The sequence below is a fragment of the Mesorhizobium sp. ESP7-2 genome, from assembly GCF_020164715.1.
Lineage (GTDB): Bacteria > Pseudomonadota > Alphaproteobacteria > Rhizobiales > Rhizobiaceae > Mesorhizobium.
In genome coordinates this window covers 59,667-80,537 of record NZ_JAIUGQ010000030.1, presented here as the reverse complement: position 1 = coordinate 80,537, position 20,871 = coordinate 59,667, and the positions used below count along the sequence as shown (strand labels likewise).

The 20,871-nt window shown below is 64.6% G+C and carries 18 protein-coding genes; 10 read left to right on the top strand and 8 right to left on the bottom strand.

Going from position 1 to position 20,871, the window contains the following annotated elements; translation table 11 throughout:
* The first annotated feature begins 145 nt into the window (after positions 1-145).
* On the top strand, positions 146-1,705 hold the full coding sequence (locus LB543_RS24075) for a vWA domain-containing protein (protein WP_224596915.1): 1,560 nt from the start codon (positions 146-148) through the stop codon (positions 1,703-1,705).
* A 1,099-nt stretch (positions 1,706-2,804) separates the two neighbouring features.
* Entirely contained in the window at positions 2,805-4,208 is a 1,404-nt protein-coding gene (locus tag LB543_RS24070; RefSeq protein WP_224615804.1) for an RtcB family protein, read from the top strand.
* A 36-nt stretch (positions 4,209-4,244) separates the two neighbouring features.
* Here LB543_RS24070 and LB543_RS24065 read toward each other — a convergent pair whose 3' ends face one another.
* Positions 4,245-5,114: a helix-turn-helix domain-containing protein gene (locus LB543_RS24065; RefSeq protein ID WP_224615802.1), complete on the bottom strand. Its 870-nt coding sequence runs from the start codon at positions 5,112-5,114 to the stop codon at positions 4,245-4,247.
* Between the two features lie 94 nt (positions 5,115-5,208).
* On the opposite strand from LB543_RS24065, the gene LB543_RS24060 reads away from it, so the two are divergent.
* Positions 5,209-6,753 (top strand): 4-hydroxyphenylacetate 3-hydroxylase N-terminal domain-containing protein, encoded by a 1,545-nt coding sequence (locus LB543_RS24060; protein WP_224615801.1) that lies wholly within the window; start codon positions 5,209-5,211, stop codon positions 6,751-6,753.
* Positions 6,754-6,758: 5 nt separating this feature from the next.
* Positions 6,759-7,268: a flavin reductase gene (locus tag LB543_RS24055; RefSeq protein WP_140765563.1), complete on the top strand. Its 510-nt coding sequence runs from the start codon at positions 6,759-6,761 to the stop codon at positions 7,266-7,268.
* 31 nt (positions 7,269-7,299) lie between these two features.
* On the opposite strand, the gene hpaR is transcribed toward LB543_RS24055, so the two are convergent.
* On the bottom strand, positions 7,300-7,695 hold the full coding sequence (hpaR, locus tag LB543_RS24050; protein ID WP_224596905.1) for a homoprotocatechuate degradation operon regulator HpaR: 396 nt from the start codon (positions 7,693-7,695) through the stop codon (positions 7,300-7,302).
* Positions 7,696-7,909: 214 nt separating this feature from the next.
* On the opposite strand from hpaR, the gene LB543_RS24045 reads away from it, so the two are divergent.
* From LB543_RS24045 to hpaH, 5 genes are all read left to right on the top strand, one after another.
* Positions 7,910-8,296, top strand: coding sequence for a 5-carboxymethyl-2-hydroxymuconate Delta-isomerase (locus LB543_RS24045; protein WP_224615818.1), 387 nt, complete (start codon positions 7,910-7,912; stop codon positions 8,294-8,296).
* Positions 8,297-8,308: 12 nt separating this feature from the next.
* Positions 8,309-9,826, top strand: a complete 1,518-nt coding sequence (gene hpaE, locus LB543_RS24040; RefSeq protein WP_224615799.1) for a 5-carboxymethyl-2-hydroxymuconate semialdehyde dehydrogenase — start codon at positions 8,309-8,311, stop codon at positions 9,824-9,826.
* Between the two features lie 14 nt (positions 9,827-9,840).
* Positions 9,841-10,821 carry a 3,4-dihydroxyphenylacetate 2,3-dioxygenase gene (gene hpaD / locus LB543_RS24035; protein ID WP_224615797.1) on the top strand — a complete coding sequence of 327 codons (981 nt, stop codon included), beginning with the start codon at positions 9,841-9,843 and terminating at the stop codon, positions 10,819-10,821.
* A gap of 244 nt (positions 10,822-11,065) precedes the next feature.
* Positions 11,066-11,935 carry a fumarylacetoacetate hydrolase family protein gene (locus tag LB543_RS24030; RefSeq protein WP_224615795.1) on the top strand — a complete coding sequence of 290 codons (870 nt, stop codon included), beginning with the start codon at positions 11,066-11,068 and terminating at the stop codon, positions 11,933-11,935.
* On the top strand, positions 11,932-12,738 hold the full coding sequence (gene hpaH / locus LB543_RS24025; RefSeq protein WP_224615793.1) for a 2-oxo-hept-4-ene-1,7-dioate hydratase: 807 nt from the start codon (positions 11,932-11,934) through the stop codon (positions 12,736-12,738). Before LB543_RS24030 ends, hpaH begins: the two co-directional genes overlap by 4 nt.
* A gap of 24 nt (positions 12,739-12,762) precedes the next feature.
* On the opposite strand, the gene LB543_RS24020 is transcribed toward hpaH, so the two are convergent.
* The 6 genes from LB543_RS24020 to LB543_RS23995 are packed head-to-tail and all read right to left on the bottom strand — an operon-like array spanning position 12,763 to position 19,188.
* Positions 12,763-13,785 carry a phosphotransferase enzyme family protein gene (locus LB543_RS24020; RefSeq protein WP_224615792.1) on the bottom strand — a complete coding sequence of 341 codons (1,023 nt, stop codon included), beginning with the start codon at positions 13,783-13,785 and terminating at the stop codon, positions 12,763-12,765.
* Positions 13,782-15,083: an aminotransferase class III-fold pyridoxal phosphate-dependent enzyme gene (locus tag LB543_RS24015; RefSeq protein ID WP_411908784.1), complete on the bottom strand. Its 1,302-nt coding sequence runs from the start codon at positions 15,081-15,083 to the stop codon at positions 13,782-13,784. Before LB543_RS24015 ends, LB543_RS24020 begins: the two co-directional genes overlap by 4 nt.
* Before the next feature lie 22 nt (positions 15,084-15,105).
* Positions 15,106-16,455, bottom strand: coding sequence for an aminotransferase class III-fold pyridoxal phosphate-dependent enzyme (locus LB543_RS24010; RefSeq protein WP_224615790.1), 1,350 nt, complete (start codon positions 16,453-16,455; stop codon positions 15,106-15,108).
* A gap of 20 nt (positions 16,456-16,475) precedes the next feature.
* On the bottom strand, positions 16,476-17,144 hold the full coding sequence (locus LB543_RS24005; protein ID WP_224615788.1) for an HAD family hydrolase: 669 nt from the start codon (positions 17,142-17,144) through the stop codon (positions 16,476-16,478).
* The gene (locus LB543_RS24000) at positions 17,141-18,418 is read right to left on the bottom strand and encodes a Tm-1-like ATP-binding domain-containing protein (protein WP_224615786.1); all 1,278 of its coding nucleotides are present in this window, start codon (positions 18,416-18,418) and stop codon (positions 17,141-17,143) included. The genes LB543_RS24005 and LB543_RS24000 overlap by 4 nt, the downstream gene beginning before the upstream one ends.
* Positions 18,418-19,188, bottom strand: a complete 771-nt coding sequence (locus tag LB543_RS23995) for an IclR family transcriptional regulator (RefSeq protein ID WP_140760413.1) — start codon at positions 19,186-19,188, stop codon at positions 18,418-18,420. Before LB543_RS23995 ends, LB543_RS24000 begins: the two co-directional genes overlap by 1 nt.
* Before the next feature lie 171 nt (positions 19,189-19,359).
* Here LB543_RS23995 and LB543_RS23990 point away from each other — a divergent pair, with 171 nt between their 5' ends.
* Positions 19,360-20,808 carry an APC family permease gene (locus LB543_RS23990; protein WP_224615784.1) on the top strand — a complete coding sequence of 483 codons (1,449 nt, stop codon included), beginning with the start codon at positions 19,360-19,362 and terminating at the stop codon, positions 20,806-20,808.
* Positions 20,809-20,871 lie beyond the last annotated feature (63 nt).

Sequence of the window (20,871 nt, the reverse complement as noted above, 5' to 3'; positions counted from 1 at the left end):
GCCAGATGCAAAAGGTTTAGTCCGTGATTTTTGTTTCTCAATAAAATCAATCGATTATGCGCGATGAGGCGACCTGAAGCAGCCCCGCTCTTCAAACTGGCACGCAGCTTGTAATGCTGCTGGTGTGAAATGAAGGATCAGAACAATGGCGAACAAATCCGTGTTTGCGACGAGTGCAGGAAAGCTGCTCCCGCCGGCTGACGCCAAAAACCGTGAGGGTGCCCGAGCTTACCGCCTATCGCCCGAGCAGTCTCTGGCGCAGCTGGCGGCGACGGGAACGTTCAACGCCACCTTCTACGCCGAGCCGCGTGAGCAGCTGGACGAGGTGCTGAAGCTTGCCTGGCAGGTCGAGCCGGGGTTCCTGGCACGCACCGCCGTCCACGCTTTCGAGCAGGGCTACATGAAGGACATGCCGGCGCTGCTGCTGGCCGTTCTCTCCTCGATGCAGGGCGACGAGTTCGACCGTGCTTTCGGGCGCATCGTCCGGAACGGCAAGATGCTGCGCAACTTCGTGCAGGTCATGCGTTCGGGCGCCACCGGCCGCAAGTCGCTCGGCACGCGGCCGAAGCGCCATGTCCAGGCCTGGCTCGAGCAGGCGGCCGACTTCGAGATCATGCGGGCCGCGGTCGGCAACGATCCGTCGCTGGCCGATGTCGTGAAGATGGTTCACCCGAAGCCGAAATCGGCGTCGCGTGAGGCGCTTTATGGCTATCTCCTGGGCAAGCCGCACGACGTGGCCGTGCTGCCGGACGTGGTGAAGGCATTCGAAGCCTTCAAGCGCGATCCATCGCTGCCTGTGCCTGAGGTGCCGTTCCAGATGCTGACCTCGATGCCGCTGTCGCGTGAACATTGGGTGCAGATCGCGCAAACGGCCGGATGGCAGATGCTGCGGCAGAACCTGAACACCTTTGCCCGCAATGGCGTGTTCGAAGTGGAAGGGTTCGGCGAGAAGCTGGCGGCGCGTCTGCGCGATCCCCAGGAGGTCCGGCGCGCCCGGGTGTTCCCGTATCAGCTGATGGTGGCGTTCACCGTGGCCGATGCGAAAGTGCCTGGCGTGGTTCGGGACGCGCTGCAGGATGCGATGGAAATCGCGCTCGGCAACGTGCCCCGGATCAAGGGCAACGTGGTGGTGTGTCCAGACGTTTCGGGCTCGATGAGCTCGCCCGTCACCGGCTACCGCCAGGGCGCTACGTCGGCCGTGCGTTGCATCGATGTGGCTGCCCTGGTGGCCGCCGCACTGCTGCGACGCAACCCGACGGCCAGGGTGTTGCCGTTCGAGAACGATGTGGTTGATGTCAGCCTCAACGCTCGCGATACGGTGATGACCAACGCCGCCAAGCTTGCCACCGTCGGTGGAGGCGGGACCAACTGTTCGGCTCCGCTGGCGCGGCTGGTGCGCGAGAAGGCCGATGTCGACCTGGTGGTGTTCGTGTCGGACAACCAGTCCTGGGTGGATGCCTCGGCGCATGCGCATCAGGGGACGGCGACGATGCAGGAATGGCAGAAGCTGAAGGGGTTGAACCCGGCAGCCAAGCTGGTCTGCATCGACATCCAGTCCCATGCGACGACGCAGGCCAAGTCGCAGGCCGACATCCTGAATGTCGGTGGCTTCTCCGACCGCGTCTTCGACGTGGTTGGGACGATGTTGTCGTCGAGCGGCGACCCGGACCATTGGGTGCGCACGATCGAGGCGATCGAACTCTGAAAACGGTCCCGGCGGCGCGCCCGCCGGGACTACCGGAACAAAAACAGGGCATGACGAATGCCGATGGAACTACAGGCTGTTCACCTCCAGGTCGCGGGTTCGAATCCCGTCGGGTCCGCCACTATGGACCCGTAGCTCAGTGGATAGAGCGGGACGTTTCATCAAACCTTGTCGTCATGCCCGACGGCATTACGCGGTTTCGGCCGCAACTGAATAAGGAAAGGAACTGAACAAACGGCGTGACGAATGCCTGTGGAACTACATCCTAACTTTCGGGTCGCGGGTTCGAGTCCCGCCGGAGCTGCCAATCGGCTCCGTAGCTCAGTCGGCAGAGCAGAAAGGCAGTTTTCGCAGAAATCTTGTCGTCACACCCGAACAAAGCCGCGGCGAATGCCGGATGGAACTACAGCAACATGAACGGGATGCTCCGTGAGGTTCGACTCCTCACCTTGCAGGCGCTCTCTGGCACGAGCGGGACTCCCGGTGTTTCATCATCCCTTGTCGCCGCGGCGACCGAACAAATGGCGAATGCAGGCAGGACTACAGGTAGCGCGCCCGTCGAGGGACGGGAGGTCGGGTGTTCAAATCACTCTCCCGCTCTTTGGAGCGGGGTGGCGCAGTCACCGTCTTGCCGATCCTTGTCGCCAGCCGATTGAACGGGCGAATGCCTGCGGGAATACATTGGTATCTGGCGGTTCGAATCCGCCCGTCGATCGGTTGATCGATCGGTTTCTCGCTTCGATTTGTCGCCCGCCGCAGAGAAGGGAATGAATGGCGAATGCAGGCAGGATTACAGGATAGAGCATCCGCGGCGAAAGCGGCGGAAGGTCGGATGTTCAAGCCATCCCTTCCATCCCACTGGGACGGAAAGTAGCTCAGTTTGCCTTGCCGACACTTGTCGCCAGACCGAATAAGGACGAATGCCTGCGAGACTACAGGTAGACGCGGCCCGCTCCGAAGCAAACAAGCAAGCGGGTGCCGAAAGGCGTGAGGGTTCGTATCCCTCCTTCGCATCTTCGCGAAGTGGCGGAAAAATGTCTCGCATTCCCTTGTCGTCCGTCCGCAATGCGCAGTGCTTGATGTATCGAAAGTGAAGGACATGACCGAGATTTTGAGTGGACAGGATTTGATCGACGCCGGCATGCCGCAGGGCAAATGGTTCGGCAAGGCGCTGGCCGCCGCCAATGCGGTGCTGGAGAAGGGTGGATCGCAGGGCGATGCGCTAGAGGCCGCGCGCGCTTTCGTGCCGCCGCCCGCCATTCCGCTGCATGCGGCTTCCTCCATGCCGCTGCACCTCAACATCGAGGCCGAAACGCCTGACGAAGCCGCCAATGTCGAAGCGGTGATGCGCTCGATGACCGAGCTGATGCGCACGCCGGTGATCCGCGCCGGCGCTATCATGCCGGACGCCTGCCCGGCTGGTCCGGCGGGCACGATTCCGGTCGGCGGCGTCGCCGTGTCCGAAGGCATCCACCCCGGCATGCATTCTGCCGACATCTGCTGCTCGATGGCGATCTCGGTATTTCCCGGCGTGGCGCCCGCCGCGCTGCTCGATGCCGTTCATGGGGTCACCCATTTCGGACCGGGCGGGCGTCCGCGGGGCCAGCAGATCCGGCCGGCCAAGGACATTTTCGAGCGTTTCGAGGCCAACCCCTTGCTGCGCGACCTGACCAGTGCCGCAATCGAGCATTTCGGCACGCAGGGCGACGGCAACCATTTCGCTTATGTCGGCACGTTGAAGTCGAGTGGCGAGACGGCGCTGGTCACCCATCACGGCTCGCGCTCGCCTGGCGCGCGGCTCTACAGCAAGGGGATGAGGATCGCCGAGGGCGTCCGCAAGACGCTGTCGCCGGAAACCTTGCCGCAGAACGCCTGGATCCCGGTCGACACGCGGGAAGGCGATGAGTATTGGGACGCCCTGCAAACGATCCGCGAATGGACCAAGGGCAACCATATGCTCATCCACGACCTAGCGGCCGAAAAGCTGTCGGCGAAGGTGTCGGACCGGTTCTGGAACGAGCACAACTTCGTCTTCCGCCGCTCGGATGGGCTATTCTACCACGGCAAGGGCGCCACACCGGCATTCGACAACTGGGCCGACGACGCCACCGATCTGACGCTGATCCCGCTCAACATGGCGGAACCGGTGCTGATTGTACGTGGCAAGAACGCGGTGCACGGGCTTGGCTTCTCGCCTCACGGCGCCGGGCGCAATTTCTCGCGCACCCAGCACCGGCGCATGCAGGCGGGGCGCAGCGACGCCGATATCTTCGCGCAGGAGACGAAGGGCATCGATGCCCGCTTCTTCTCCGGCGTGACGGATATTTCGGAGTTGCCGAGCGCCTACAAGAACGCGGCCTCGATGCGCCGCCAGATCGAGCATTTCGGTCTGGCGGAGATCGTCGACGAAGTGCTGCCTTATGGCTGCATCATGGCCGGCGACTGGGAGGCGAACGCGCCATGGCGCAAGAAGCGGGAAGCGCGCCAGCATCAGGGGCGCTAACCCCGACCGGATGCGGGCTGCAACCGCATCCGGTGATCACCGGTCCCGCAACTGCCTCCGCCGCCAGGCGGCTGGGGCCTCGCCGATCCGCTCGCGGAAGAAGCGGGAGAAATAGGCCGGGTCGTCGAAGCCGATCTCGTAGGCGATGTCCTCGACCGTGCGCACGGTGAACAGCAGCAGCCGCTTGGCCTCCAGCAGGCGGCGTTCGCCGACCACGCGCTTGACGCCGCTGCCCAACACCGCGTGCGCGGCCTTGTCGAGCAAATGCGGCGTGGTGGCGAGAGCCTCGACGTAGCGGTCGACCGGCCAGTTCTCGCGGAAATGCGCATCGACGAGTCTCCGTAGCCCCCGCGCCAGTGAAGTGTCTGAAGAGCCCGGGGCATCTGTCGCCTCAGGAGCGAGCCTCGCAATATGGGAGAGCGCGACGGCGATCAGCGCCGGCAGCACCTTGTCGTTGCCCGCCTGCGCCTCGGCGTACTCGGCGGCGATCATGTCCAGCACCGTCGCCAGTCTTTGCCATGCGGCGTGCTGCGGGAAGGCGTCGGCGAAGACCGGCCGGTCCAGCGGCAGCAGGCTGTGGCCGGCGAGCGTGGCCAACGCATCGTCGGCGACGGACACGACGATGGCGTCAGCGCCGGGTCCGATCGAAAACCCATGCACGATAGTGCTCGGCACGAAGCTGACGGCCGGCGCCGAAAAGTCCCAGGAGTGGTCCTCGATGCGATAAGTGCCGGAGCCGCTGGTCCAGTAGGTGATCTGGCCCATTTGCGGGTGCTTGTGCGCGGCAACCTGACCGAGGTGAATGTTACTGCGTGCAAGCACTGTCTCGACATGGAGGAAGCCGACATCGAGCGGCCGCACCGGTTCGCCGTAGACGAAGAAATCGGGAATCGAATTCTGACTCATGGCGCCGGAAAAAGTCCAATCGGTTTTGCCGTTCCGTCCATACCCGATCCCCCGCGGAGGCGCTAGGGTTGTGATACCAAGTGGAGGAGCATCAATGCGATCAGAAGATTTTCGCGCGGACAAGGCGCGCCCGTTCACCGGGGCCGAGTACCTGGAGAGCCTGCGCGATGGGCGCGAGGTCCATATCAATGGCGAACGCATCGCCGACGTCACCGCGCACCCCGCCATGCGCAACTCGGCGCGTTCGCTGGCGCGGCTTTATGATGCGCTGCATGACGGCAAGCGTCGTGAGATGCTGACCTCGCCGACCGACACCGGGTCGGGCGGCTACACCCACAAATACTTCCGCGTTGCCAAATCCTCCGGCGAACTCGCGGCCCAGCAGACGGCGATCGCCGAGTGGTCGCGCATGTCCTACGGCTGGATGGGGCGCACGCCCGACTACAAGGCGGCGCTGATGAACACGCTTGGCGCCAATGCCGACTGGTACGGACCGTTCAAGGACAATGCGCTGTCCTGGCACAAACGTGCGCAGGAAGCCGTGCTGTTCATGAACCACGCCATCGTCAACCCGCCGATCGACCGCCACAAGCCGGCCGAGCAGGTGAAGGACGTGTTCGTCCACATCACCAGGGAGACGGATGCCGGCATCTTCGTTTCCGGCGCCAAGGTAGTGGCGACGTCCTCGGCGCTGACGCATTACAATTTCCTGGCGCAAGGCTCGGCGACGGTCACCGAGGATCCGTCGCTGTCGGTGATGTTCATCGTGCCGATGAACGCGCCGGGGATAAAGATGTTCTGCCGCGTCTCCTATGAGCAGACGGCCAATACGGTGGCGGCTCCGTTCGACTATCCCTTGTCGTCGCGCTTCGACGAGAACGACGCCATCCTGGTGCTCGACAACGTCTTCATCCCCTGGGAGGACGTGCTGGTGCTGCGCGATGCGCAGAAGATCCTGTCCTTCCATCCGGCGTCGGGCTTCATGCATGGTTATTGTTTCCAGGGCTGCACGCGCTTCGCCGTCAAGCTCGATTTCCTCGCCGGCCTGCTGGCCAAGGCATTGCGCGCCACCGGTGGCGACGCCTTTCGCGGCAACCAGGCAGCACTTGGCGAGGTGATCGCGCTGAGGCACATGTTCTGGAGTTTTTCCAACGCCATGGCCCACAACCCGATCCCGTGGGCGAACGGTGCGGTGCTGCCCAATCTCGATGCCGCGCTCGCCTATCGCACCTTCATGTCGGAGGCCTATCCGCGCGTCATCGACACGGTGCGCCGGGTGATCGCGTCGGGGCTGATCTACCTGCCGTCGTCGGTGCGTGATTTCAACAATCCCGAGATCGACAAATATCTGGCGCAATATGTGCGCGGCTCCAACGACATGGGCCATGTCGAGCGCATCAAGATCATGAAGCTGTTGTGGGACGCGACCGGCACCGAGTTCGGCGGCCGCCATGCGCTCTATGAGCTCAACTATGCCGGCGCGCCGGAAGAGGTGCGGCTGCAGGTGCTGAAGGGCGCCGAGCGCGGCGGCAGGCTGAAGGCGATGGAAGAGTTGGTCGACGCCTGCATGGCCGACTATGACGAGCATGGCTGGACAGGCGACACCTGGCTGCCGCCGCTTCCTCCAACGGCCGGGTGAAGCCGATGGCCGCGCAGATTTCGAAGGCCGATTTCCGCGACGCCATGGCGAGGGTCTGCGCGCCGGTCAACATCATCACCACCGATGGGCCGGCGGGCCGCGGCGGCTTCACCGCCACCGCCATGTGCAGCGTCTCCGACGAGCCGCCGACGCTGCTTGTGTGCATGAACGGACGTTCGACGCAGGCGGCGATGTTCCTGGCCAACCGGCGCTTCTGCGTCAACGTGCTGACGCATGACCATATGCACCTGGCCGGAAAGTTTGCCGGCGCGACCAGGGACATGGCGGCCCGTTACGAGGCCGCGCGCTGGCAGACACTGGCCTCGGGCACGCCGGCACTGTCGGACGCCATCGTCAACTTCGATTGCGAGATCGAGACCGTGCACCTCGTCGGCACGCACAATGTCATGGTCGGCCGCGTCATCGACGTCAGGCACGGCAGCGGCGGCTCGGCGCTGCTCTATGTCGACCGCAACTACACACAGCCGACGCGATTGGGGAGTTTCGGGGGGTGAGCCGGAGCGAACGGCCCTGGCCGCGGAGCGGTCAACTCTCGCCGTCGATCAGGCTCTCCAGGAGATCGAGCAGCTGCTCCAGCCGCTCGTGGCCGAACCGCTGCTCGATGTCGTCGTAGATGACACGCCTCTCCGGCGACAGCGCGTCGATCAGCGCGGAGCCCGCCGGCGCGATGGTCAGCACGACGCGGCGGCCGTCGCCTTCCGCCTTGTTGCGGGTGATGAATTTCCGGCCCTCGAGCGCCTTGATGATGCGGGTCAGACTGGGCGGCAGCACGGAGGCGCGATCGGCAAGCTCGGTCGCCTCGACCGGCCCGGCCTCGCTCAGCACGCGCAGCACGCGCCATTGCTGCTCGGTCACGTCATGCGCGGCAAGCATCGGGCGAAACCGCGCCATCACCGCTTCGCGGGCGTGAAGCAATGCCATCGGCAAGGAGCGACGAGTGTTTTCCGGCAGCAAGAAGCAGCGCCCCCAATAATGCGGTGGTCAGCGGATTTCGGCCCACATGGACCAACGTCGAAACCCGACCTTTCCATCCCGTATCGTCGCCTCCAGCCCGATGCAAGACTTGACTTTGGGGGTACGTCATGTAATTAACGCGTTAACTAGAACAATGCGACAAACCAGGGAACGAAACGCGGTGCCGCACTTCTCCATCGAGTATTCGGCCAATCTCGATGCCAAGGTCGATATGGATGAATTGTGCGCGCTGGTGTTGCGCACGGTGCTCGACACCGGTCTGTTCGAGACCGGCGCCGTGCGGGTGCGGGCCTTTCGCGCTGACGCCTACGCCATTGCCGATCGCCTGCCGGAAAACGCCTTTCTCGATATGTCGTTTCGCATCGGGACCGGCCGTAGCGCGCAGGACAAGAAACGGACCGGCGAGGCCGTGTTCGCGGCGATTGGTCAGTATCTCGGCAGCTTGTTCGAGACTCCGCATTTCGCCTTGTCGCTGGAGATCAGGGAAATCGACCCCGTGCTGAGCTGGAAGAAGAATGCAATCCACCCGCGGCTGCGCGACAAGTGACGGAAGACTGACATGTCCGATCTCGAAGGCAATCTGAAAAAGGCGCACGCCTACCTCGCCCGCTTCAAGACCGACGGCGTGCTGAACCAGATCGGCGGCGAGGCGGTGCCGGCCGCCGACGGCTCGACCTTCGAGACGCTGTCGCCGGTCGATCTGCAGCCACTGGCCAAGGTCGCGCGCGGCGGCGCCGCCGACATCGACCGTGCGGCCAAAGCGGCGAAGGGGGCTTTCCCGGCCTGGGCCGCCTTGCCGGGCGAGGCGCGCAAGAAGCTGTTGCACAGAATCGCCGATGCGATCGAGGCGCGCGCCGAGGAGATCGCCTTCGTCGAATGCATGGACACCGGCCAGGCGCTGAAGTTCATGGCCAAGGCCGCGTTGCGGGGCGCCGAAAACTTCCGCTTCTTTGCCGACCGTGCGCCGGAAGCGCGCGATGGCGAGACGCTGAGGACCACGGGCCAGGTCAACATGACGACGCGGGTGCCTATCGGGCCGGTCGGCATCATCACGCCGTGGAACACGCCGTTCATGCTGTCGACCTGGAAGATCGCGCCGGCGCTGGCCGCCGGCTGCACCGTGGTTCATAAGCCGGCTGAGTTCTCGCCGCTCAGCGCGCGGCTGCTGGTCGAGATCGCCGAGGGGGCCGGCCTGCCGAAGGGTGTATGGAATCTGGTCAACGGGCTTGGCGAACATGCCGGCAAGGCGCTGACCGAGCACCCCGATATCAAGGCGATCGGCTTTGTCGGCGAGAGCCGCACCGGCTCCATGATCATGAAGCAGGGTGCCGATACACTGAAGCGCGTGCATTTCGAGCTCGGCGGCAAGAACCCGGTGATCGTCTTCGCCGATGCCGACCTCGAGCGCGCGGCGGATGCGGCGGTGTTCATGATCTACTCGCTCAACGGCGAGCGCTGCACCTCATCGTCGCGGCTGCTGGTGGAAGCCCCGGTCTATGACCAGTTCACCGATCTGGTAGCGGAGAAAGCAAAGCGCATCAGAATAGGCCATCCGCTCGATCCGAAAACCGTGGTCGGGCCGCTGATCCATCCGGTACACGAGGAAAAGGTGCTGTCCTATATCGAGATCGGCAAATCGGAGGGTGCCGTGATCGCCGCCGGCGGTGGCAAGTTCGCCGGCCCCGGCGGCGGCTGCTATGTCAGCCCGACACTGTTCACCGGCGCCACCAACAGGATGCGCATCGCCCAGGAAGAAATCTTCGGACCGGTGCTGACCGCCATCGCTTTCAAGGACGAGGCGGAGGCGCTGGCGCTGGCCAACGACACGCAATACGGCCTGACCGGCTATCTCTGGACATCGGACGTCACCCGCGCCTTCCGCTTCACCGAAGCGCTGGACGCCGGCATGATTTGGGTCAATTCGGAGAATGTGCGCCATCTGCCGACGCCGTTCGGCGGCGTCAAGAATTCCGGTATCGGCCGCGACGGCGGCGACCATTCCTTCGATTTCTACATGGAGACGAAGAACATCGCCTTCGCCACGTCAGCGCACGCGATCCAGAAACTCGGCGGCTGACCGGAGGAAACCAGATGCCCTTGCCCAAGCCCAACCTCTATCCCGCCTTCAACATCGTGCGCCTCAGCCATGTCGAGTTGGCGGTGACCGACCTCGCCAAATCCCGCGCCTTCTATGTCGATACGCTCGGCCTGCAGGTCACCGACGAGATAGCAGGCGCCATCTACCTCAGGGCCATGGAGGAGCGTGGCCATCACTGCATCGTGCTGAAGAAGGCCGCCACGGCTGAAGCGCGCGACCTCGGGTTCAAGATGTATTCCGAGGAAGACCTCGACAAGGCCGAGCATTTCTTCAGGGGCAAGGGCCTGCCGGTCGAATGGGTCGAGCGTCCCTACCAGTCGCGCACCTTCCGCACGCGTGACCCGCACGGCATTCCGCTCGAATTCTACGCGACGATGGAGCGCTTGCCGCCGATCCACCAGAAATACGCGCTCTACAAGGGCGTCAAGCCGCTGCGCATCGACCATTTCAACTGCTTCTCGCCTGATGTCGACGAGTCCGTCGCCTTCTACAACGAGCTCGGTTTTCGCGTCACCGAATACACCGAGGACGCCAGCAGCGGGAAGCTGTGGGCGGCCTGGACGCACCGCAAGGGCGGCGTCCATGACATCGCCTTCACCAATGGCGTCGGCCCGCGCCTGCACCATGTCGCCTTCTGGGTGCCGACGCCGCTCAACATCATCGACCTGCTCGACCTGATGGCGACGACCGGGTATCTGCCGAACATCGAGCGCGGCCCCGGCCGGCACGGCATTTCCAACGCGTTCTTCCTTTATGTGCGCGATCCCGACAACCACCGCATCGAGATCTATTGCTCGGACTACCAGACGGTCGATCCCGACCTCGAGCCGATCAAATGGGATCTGAAGGACCCGCAGCGCCAGACGCTGTGGGGCGCGCCGGCGCCGAAAAGCTGGTTCGAGGAGGGCAGCGTTTTCGCGGGTGCAGAGGTGCGGCAGCCGGGCTTGGCGGCGTCGCCGATCATCGCGCCGTAAGGGATTTTGATTTTATGTCAGCGTTCTGTGTCGCCCCCCTTTGTCCTGCCGGACATCTCCCCCTCAAGGGGGGAGATCGGACTTCATTTCCGCTTTCTCCAATCGTCGACGCCGCAAGGAAAGCGCTAACGCCGGAGCCAGCCAATCTCCCCCCAAGAGGGGGAGATGTCCGGCAGGACAGAGGGGGGCGCCGTAGAACTCCGGCCTGGCCAGCATCGAACAACACAGATGGCGGGGTGGCCGCATGAATGCCCGGCTCGCCACCTTCACCATCGACGGCAAGACACGCTACGGCGCAATCACCGAGAAAGGCGTCGTCGACCTCTCCGCCCGCCACGGCCAGTGGCCGACATTGCGCGAAGTGATCGAGGCCAGCGCCTTGCGGCGGCTGGCTGAAGAGGCAGACACCCTCGCCACCGATTTTCCGCTCGACGCTATCACTTACGACATCCCCATCCCCTCGCCGGAAAAGATCATCTGCGTCGGCGTCAATTTTCCCGACCGCAACGAGGAGTACAAGGACGGCCAGGCAGCCCCCTCGAACCCCTCGCTGTTCATCCGCTTCGTCAGCTCCTTCGTCGGTCATGGCGCGCCGCTGGTACGGCCGCCGGAGTCGTCACAGCTCGATTATGAGGGCGAGATCGTCATCGTCATCGGCAAACCCGGCCGGCGCATCGCCGAGGCAGACGCGCTCGGCCATATCGCGGCATTGTCGCTGTGTAACGAAGGCACCATCCGCGACTGGGTGCGGCATGCAAAATTCAACGTCACGCAAGGCAAGAACTTCGACCGCACCGGTTCGATCGGCCCGTGGCTGGTGCCGTTCACGGATGAGGCGCAGATCGCCGACATCGCGCTCACCACGCGCGTCAACGGCGAAGTGCGCCAGCGGGACCGCACCAGCCGGATGATCTTTTCCTTCCGCAAGATCATCAACTACATCTCGACCTTCACCACGCTGGTGCCCGGCGATATCATCGTCACGGGAACCCCGACCGGCGCCGGCGCCCGCTTCGAGCCGCCGGTCTGGCTGAAGCCGGGCGATGTGATCGAGGTGGAGGCCGACGGCATCGGCGTGCTCAGAAACGGCGTCGTCGACGAGGCGGAAGCATGACCCCGAGCCAAGTGGAAGACGCGGCCGACCGGCTGTTCGAGGCCGAGCGCTCACGCCGCCAGATCCGGCTGCTCAGCCTCGATTTTCCCGAGGCGACGATGGAGGATGCCTATCGCGTGCAGGCCGCGCTGGTGACGCGCAAGATCGATGCCGGGCTGAAGCCGAGAGGCTGGAAGATCGGCCTGACGTCCAAGGCGATGCAATATGCACTGGCCATCGACACACCGGATTCGGGCGTGCTCTTCGACGACATGTTCTTCAATGACGGCGCGACCATTCCCGCCGGCCGTTTCATCCAGCCGCGCGTCGAGGCCGAGATCGCCTTCGTCATGAAGGCGCCGCTGAAGGGCCCCGGCGTGACCATCTTCGACGTGCTCAACGCCACCGACTACATCACGCCGGCGCTTGAAATCCTCGACACGCGCATCGAGCGGGTCAATGCGGAGACCAAGAAGGCGCGCACCTTCTTCGATACGATTTCAGACAATGCCGCCAATGCCGGCATCGTCATCGGCGGCCGGCCGCAACGGCCCGATGAAGCCGACATGCGCTGGATCGGCGCCATCGTCTCGCGCAATGCCGAGGTCGAGGAGACCGGGCTTGGCGCCGGCGTGCTCAACCACCCGGCGATGGGCATCGCCTGGCTGGCGGACAGGCTCGCCCGCTACGGTATGTCGATCGCGGCGGGCGAAGTGGTGCTGTCGGGGTCCTTCGTGCGGCCCGTCGAGGCGCGGCCCGGCGACACGATCGTCGCCGATTTCGGCGGTTCGGGAACGGTCAGCATCCATTTCGCGAAAGGCTGACGGTTCGCCGCCAGCCACACCGCCTCATTTGTCGCGCAAATAGGCCGCTATCACATCGGCGGCGATGTTGGACATGCGCAGGCCGACCTCCCTCGTAATGTCGCCTTCGACACGGCTTTGCACCCAGCCCAGAAACGCGAAGGCCCGCAGCGCGGCGAACAGCGGCAGCGCGGCGATGTCGCCTGCAGTCAACTCGCGCTGCTGCCGGTAGCCTTCCAGCAGCGATGCCTCGATCAGCGGATAGAGCGGCTCGTCGCGGTTCTGGTAGAGCGCGACGGCAAGGTCGTACATGTGCCAGCCAAGGCCGCAATCGTCGAAGTCGATGATGCGCACCGCACCGTCATGGATGAGCACATTCTCGCGCACCAGATCGGCATGGATGATGCCGAAATTGCGGGCGCTGCGTTCATACTGCGACAGCGCCTTCACGGCCTTTTCCCGGGCCTGGAAAACCAGGTCGCGGCGCGCGCCGTCGAGGAAGGGCGAGGTCTCGAAGCGTCCCCAATTTGGGGCCGCGCCGAAGAAGCCGTCGAAATCCCAGGCATGGCGGGCGAAGCCGGCAGGCGGCGCCCAGGCGGCGGTGACGGTATGCATGTGGGCGACGCTTCGACCGATCGCCATGAAGACCTGCTTCAATTGTTCCGGCGCATAGCCCAGCGGCACGCCGCGCGCGCCGACGGCGCGGCCCTCGAGCCAGCTCAGACAATCGACCTGGCGCGGTTGCGCCAGGGCGGCGGTGCTCACGAGCACGAACGGATCGCCGGCCTGCGTTGCGATCGGAGACGGCGTGGCGACGCCGGCGGCTTGCAGAAAGCTCATCCATTGCAATTCCCCGCGCAGAGCGGCATCCGTGTGATAGCCAAGCCGGTGCACGCGCATCACGGCCGGCCGACCGCCGGGCAGGTGAACCCGGAAGACCGCATTCTCCCGGTATTTCAAGAGCTCCGGTTGCCCGTGGCGAACGCCCCAATGTTCGAGCGCGCGACTGGCGAGGTCGGTCACGTCAGCTGCCGTTTCCGGCTCGGCATGCGTCGAGACAGCGTTCACGCCGGCACTCCACCGACTTCGCCGAGCACCTCGTCGAGCGTTCCGATCAGCAGATCGGCATTGTCGCGGGAGAAGGGCATTGGCGGGCGGATCTTCAGCACATTGCCATGAATGCCGGTCTTGCCCATCAGCACGCCACGGTCGCGCATGGCGTTGATGACGCGGCCGGCGATATCGGACGCCGGCTCGCGGGTCTGGCGGTCGTGGACAAGCTCGGCGCCGAAGAACAGGCCGGCTCCCCTGACTTCGCCGATGCAATCATGCCGATCGGCCAGCGGCCGCAGCAGCTCGAGCGCGTAGGCGCCGACATCGCGCGCATTGGCGACGAGGTTTTCGTCTTCCAGGACATCGAGGACTGCATTGGCCACCGAGCAGGAGACCGGATTGCCGCCAAAGGTGTTGAAGTAACGGAAGGCGTTGCGGAAGGTAGCCAGGATATCTTTCGTGGTGACCACGGCGGCGACCGGATGGCCGTTGCCCATCGGCTTGCCCATGGTGACGATGTCGGGCACGAAACCGGCGCGCTGGTGGCCCCAGAAATGGCTGCCGGTGCGGCCGAAACCGGGCTGAACTTCGTCTGCGATCACCAGACCGCCCGCCTCGCGCACACCCGATACGGCGTCGTCGAAAAAGCCCCTGGGAAGTGACGGAAAACCTTCATTGGCGAGCAACGGGCACAGGATCATGCCGGAAAGGCCTATGCCTTCCCTGGCCAGCGAGGCGATGGCTTCGCGCACGGCGTCGCCGAAAGCCTTGCCATTTGCCATCGCATCGGGATGGCGAAAACTGTCGGGCGCCGGCACCAGCCTGACATGGTGGGCGCGGCCACCGACCGGCGGCATGCGGGTCGAGAGCTGCGAAACCGCTGTGGTGTTGCCGTGATAGGTGGCGTCGGTGGCGATGATGCCCATCTGGCCCGAGACCGCCTGCGCCATGCGCAGCGCGATGTCGTTGGCCTCGCTGCCGGTGCAGGTGAGGATCGCGGTCGACAGGCTGGCATCGAAGGTCGCGGTCAGCCGCTCGACATAGTCGAGGATGGCGGTGTGGAGATAGCGCGTGTGGGTGTTGAGCAGGCTCGCCTGCCGGCACAGGGCCTCGACCACATGCGGATGGCAATGGCCGACATGGGCGACATTGTTGTAGGCGTCGAGATATTTGCGGCCATCGGCATCATGGAGCCAAACGCCGTCGCCGCGCACCAGGTGCACGGGCTCGTCGTAGAACAGTTGCGATTTCGCGCCGAGCAGGCGGGAACGCCGGCTAACCAGCGCCTCGTCGGCCATTTTTTGCTGAGCCATCACCAAAACTCCGTTGTGTCCGTCAGACCTTCGACAGGCCCGCGTCGATCGCCTCGCCGATCCTGGTAACGTCCGCGGCGCCGATGATCAGCGGCGGCGACAGGATGATGGTGTTGCCGGAGACGCGCAGCATGACGCCGGCCTCATAGGCAGCCTCGGAAACGACGGCCATGGTCTTCTTGTCGGCGGCCTTTTTCGTCGCGCGATCGGAGACCAGTTCCACCGCCGCCATCAGGCCCTTGTACCTGACGTCGCCGACGATCGCGTGCTTGGCCTTCAGGCCTTCCAGCACCGCCGCGAGCTCGACGCCGCGCGCGGCTGCGTTCTCGTTCAGGCGCAGCCGTTTGGTCTCGGCAAGCGCCGCCAGCCCGGCCGCGCAGCCGACCGGGTGGCCGGAATAGGTATAACCATGGCCGATCGCGCCGAAACTGGTCTTGTCGGCCTCGAAGGCGTCGGCAACCCTGGCGCCGATCAGGGTCGCGCCGAGCGGGAAATAGCCCGAGGTGATCGCCTTGGCGATGGTCATGAAATCCGGTTTTACACCGGACAGCCGCGAGCCCGACCAGGCGCCGGCGCGGCCGAAGCCGGTGACCACTTCGTCGGCGATCAGCAGGATCTCGTGGCGGTCGCAGATTTCGCGCACCAGCGGCATGAAGCTCTCATGCGGAACGATGACGCCGCCCGCACCCAGCACCGGCTCCATGATGAAAGCGGCGATGGTGTCGCCGCCCTGGAAGGCGATTTCATCCTCCAGCGCCTTGGCGCACAGTTTCGCCAGCCGCGCCGGATCGGTTTCGTCGAACGGGTTGCGGAAGGTCCATGGGGCGGGAATATGGAAGACGCCGGGCAGCAGCGGTTCGTAGTTGCGGCGGAAATTGGCGTTGCCGTTGACCGAGGCGCCGCCGAAATGCGTGCCGTGATAGCCCTTCTTCAAGGCGAGGAATTTGGTGCGGTCGCCCTGGCCGCGGATCTTCCAATATTGCCGGGCCAGCCGCAATGCCGTTTCGACCGAATCGGAGCCGCCGGAGGTGAAGAAGGTCCGCACCATGCCTTCCGGCTCGAACCACTCGGAGAGCTCATAGGCGAGCTCGATCGACGGCCCGGTCGAGGTGCCGCGAAAGCCCGAGTAGTACGGCAGCGCGCCGAGCTGGTCGGCGATCGCTCTCTTGATCGGATCGCAGCTGTAGCCGAGGTTGACGTTCCACAACCCGCCGACGGCGTCGAGCACGGTGTTGCCGGCAATGTCGGTGACCATCACGCCCTCGCCCTTCATGATCACCTTTGGCGGGTTGGCCCGCATCTCGGCCGGATGCGCCATCGGGTGCCAGATCGGCTTGGCATTCTTCTCGGTGAGGAAATTGATGTCGCGCATCGCAAGGCTCCGCAAATGTCTCAGGCAACTGGAACGAGGTCGAAATGGCCGAGTGCCTCGGCATAGGAATAGGCCGGCCGGGCAACGTCGAAATGAACCGTGCGCATGCCGGCGGCACGGCCGCCATCGACATTGCGCTGCTGATCGTCGACGAAAACGCAAGCGCCGGGAGGCAGGCCAAGCGCTTCGGTGACGAAGGCGTAGGCACGCGGATCGGGTTTGAGGATCCCGGTATAGGTGGCGTCGACGATAACGTCGAACAGGCCAAGCAGCGGCAGACGCTGGCGGAAGCCGGCGCCGTAGAACAGGTCGAGTTCGTTGGACAGGATCGCCAGGCGAAAGCCCGCGGCATCGACGGCGCGGATGGCGCGCTCGGCTTCGGGTCGCACCACTTTTTCAGGCTCGGCGCCACGTGCGCGCTGAACGAAGGCTTCCATCGCCTGCCAGTCCTCGCCGACGAGGCGGCCGACCTCCCCGGTGCGCGTTCGCCAATAGTCGCGTTCGCTGATCTCGTCGGCCTGCATGGCGCGCCACAGTGGGTCTGAGTCCGGGTCGAACGGCCCGCGCCATTGCAGCGTTCCCGGCGCAAGGCCGAGCGCCTGTTCGGTCAAGGCATGCGTCTCGAACAGCGTGCGGGTGACGACGCCGCCGAAATCAAGGACCAGCGCCTGGGCGGGAACGGCACTCACGCGGCGACCTCCTTGACAGGCGCGCCGCGCGGGACAATGCCTTCCTCGACCCAGCGGTCGAAGATTTCGAGCGCCTTGGCGACGAAGCCGTCGCTGTTGATGTGGGCGTCGATCTCGTGGAACTCCACTTGCGCGGGAATGGCCTTGCGCATTTCATCGACGAAGGCGGCAAGCGCTTCTGGCTCATGGAGTGGCCCGCCCTCGGCGTCCCATTCCTGGATGCCACGGGAAGGCAGGATGAGGGCGGAACGGCCCTTTGCCATGCCGAGCTTGACGGCGATGGTGCGGGCGACCTCGCGGCGGTCATCCGCATCGACGGTAACCGAAGCAATCAGCCTGTTGTGAGCGTGAAACGGGCGTTCGGAAAATTTAGCCGGCAAAGCCTGCCAGGTCGGCAGGTCAACCATGTCGATCGCGCCTGGCGCCGCGATCTGCGGGACGCCACGGGCGCCGGCATTCTCCAGCCGGTCGATGCCGGAACTAACGACGGAGCCGGCCAGATGGTTGGTGATCTCCTGCAGGCTGAAGTCGAAGACGGCGCAGAAATGATCCTGGCCGGCGATCGATTCGAAAGCGCGGCCGCCCATGCCAGTGGTGTGGAAGACCGCGACATCATAGCCGCGCTGTTCCAGCGCCGGCTTCAGCGTCTTCATATAGCGAAGGCAGGAGCTGCCGAGCGAGGTCATGCCGATGGTCGGGCCGGTCGCCGCAGCCGAGGCCCGTGAGGCGAGTGCCAATTTCGCCGCGCCGACGACTGCGCCACAGGCCTGCGACAGGACCAGCTTGCAGATCGAGTTGAGGCCATAGAGCCCACCCGCCCACAGGATCATCATCAGGTCGGGCGCGACGCGCTCCGGCGGGATGAGGTGCGAATAGGCAATGGTGGAGACGACGAATTTCGGCACGCCGAGCGGCAGGCTGAGCGCGACATCCAGCGCCAGATCGGTTCCCATCGAGCCGCCGATGGCGATGAAGGCGTCGATCTCGCCGGCTTGGTGCAGCTTGCGCACCAGCTGCACGGCGCCGCCGGCCATTAGCGTCATGGCGGTGTTCTCGTCACCGCTCGCGACGATCTCGCCGATCGTGACATCCACGGCGCGGGCGACCGCGTGTTTGTCATGATCGGGGCTATAGGGCGGGTCGCCCAGCACACTGACGTCCATCATCACGGCGCTGCCGCCCGATGCCTCGATGCATGCTTTCATGAACAGCAATTCGTCGGCCTTGGTGTCGCCGGTGCCTATGACCAGGATGCGGGGCGTCTGTTCGGACATCAGGCCTGCCTCCTCAGCGCTTGCAGATTATCGCCGTTGAGCCGCATCGAAATCTCCCGCGCCACGGCCACGGCCGCAAGTCCTCTTTCCACGATGTCAGCCGCTGTCGTCCTGGCTTTCGGCGCCGCCACCGCGATCGTGCCGAGCGCGAACCCGTCCGCCGCCAGGATTGCCGCCGCGACGCTGATGACGCCTTCTTCCAGGCCCTGGTCGCAGATCGAATAGCCGCGCTCGCGTGCCTCGCCCATGGAGCGGGAGATAGCGGCCGGCTCGGTCAGCGTGTGCGCCGTGAAGGCGTCCAGGGGGCCAGCCAGGCATCCTTTGACGGCGTCGTCCCTGGCGAAGGCCAGATAGACGATGCCCGAGGCGGTCGAATGCAGGGGCAGAAGCTGGCCGATATCGACATTGACCCGGTTTGCCCGTGCCGGATGCTCGACATGGACGGTGACCAGCCTGTCGACGCCGAATTCCGACAGATGCACGGTCTCGGCCGTGGCACTTGCCAGATCCCGCACCAGCGGCACCGCGGTCCGCAGGAAGGGAAAGCGGGCCTCGCGGATGCGCGCCAGCCGCGACAGGCCGGCGCCGAGCCGATAGTGCCGTGTGGCCGCATCCTGCTCGACGAGACCATGGCCGGTCAGCGCCACCAGCAGGCGCCGTGTCGTCGCCTTGTCGAAACCCGACCGGCGCGCCAGGTCCGAGAGCCCGAGCTCGGGCTCGGCCACGGTGAACAACTCCAGAAGCGAAATCGCCTTGCCGACCGTACTCAATGCATCCTCCCTGAGCGGGCAATCAATTAACGTGTGAATTAACTTGACAGGAAGCCGCTTTGTTTGCAAGTCTATATTCAAAATAATGGTTCAAATAATGAACCACATCCAGAGCGTATGGGACAGGCCGATCGGCCGGCAAGCCAAACGGCTTGCAAACAGGAGGGACCAATGTCAGCAATTTCGGAAACGGCGCCGGCCAACAGGCTGCGCAAGAACAGTCTGGGTGTCGGCGCCATCACCTTCATGGTGATCTCGGCGGCGGCGCCGCTCACCGCGGTCGCCGGCGGCACGCCGCTCGGCATGCTGATGGGCAATGGCGCCGGCTTTGCCGGCACCTATCTGATCGTGACGGTGCTGCTGCTCCTGTTCGCGGTCGGCTATGTCGCCATGTCGCGCCATGTCGGCAATGCCGGCGCCTTCTACGCCTACGCGGCGCGCGGCCTCGGCGGTCTGGCCGGCGGCGCCACGGCGCTGATTGCCATCCTGTCCTACAATGCCATGCAGATCGGCGTCATGGGCCTGCTCGGTGCTGCCACCTCCGGGCTGTTCGCCGGCTGGGGTATCAACCTGCCCTGGTGGGTGTGGAGCTTCATCGCCATCGCCATCGTCGCCGTGCTCGGTTATCGCCAGGTCGATCTGTCGGCCAAGATCCTGACGGTGCTGGTGCTGTGCGAATACGCCGTGGTGCTGATCCTTGATCTCACCATCCTCAAGACCGGCGGCGACAGCGGCCTTTCGGCGGCTCCGTTCAGCTGGAGCCAGATCACATCAGGCGCGCCGGCCATAGCCATCCTGTTCTGTTTCGCCGCCTTCATCGGCTTCGAGGCGACGACGATCTACGCCGAGGAAGCCCGCGACCCCAAGGTCACCATTCCGCGCGCCACCTATTTCTCGGTCGTCCTGATCGGCGTCTTCTACATGGTCACGGCCTGGCTGATGGCGGTCGGTGCCGGCGTCGACAAATTGCTGCCGGCGCTGCAGGGCCTGCAGGATCCGACGACTTTCCTGTTCGGCCTGTCCGACCGCTACTCCGGAACGCTGCTGACCCACGCGATGAGCATCCTGTTCGTGTCGAGCCTGTTCGCCGGCGTGCTGGCATTCCACAATGCCGTTGCCCGCTACATCTACGTTTCCGGGCGCGAGAAGCTGCTGCCGCAGTCGATCGGCGTGACGCATTCGGCACACCAGAGTCCGCATGTCGCTTCGGTCATCCAGAGCGTGCTCGCCGCTGTCGTCGTCGGGCTGTTCGCCGTGCTCGGCCTCGATCCCGTGCTGGCGCTCTTCTCGTGGCTGACCAATGTCGCGACGCTCGGCGTCATCGTGATGATGGCGGTCGCCTCGCTCGCCGTGGTGATGTACTTCCGCGCCAACCCGTCGGCCAAGGAGAATGCCGTAAAGACCACGCTCCTGCCCGGGCTGACCTTTGTCGCCTTCGCCGTCATCATCTACCTGATCGTAATCAATTTCGGCAGCCTGTCGGGAGCCGGCGGCTTCCTCGGCGTGTTCCTGCCGGGGCTGGTGCTGATCGCGGCGGTGATCGGACTGCTGCTGGCGGGTGCGTTGAAGAGCCGGGATCCGGTCGCCTTCGAAAGCCTCGGTTTGCCGCTGAAGGATTGAACGACCGGTTTCAAAGCATCCGGGGGCGGCGCGAGATGCCGCCCCTCCGACCTCAAAAGGAGT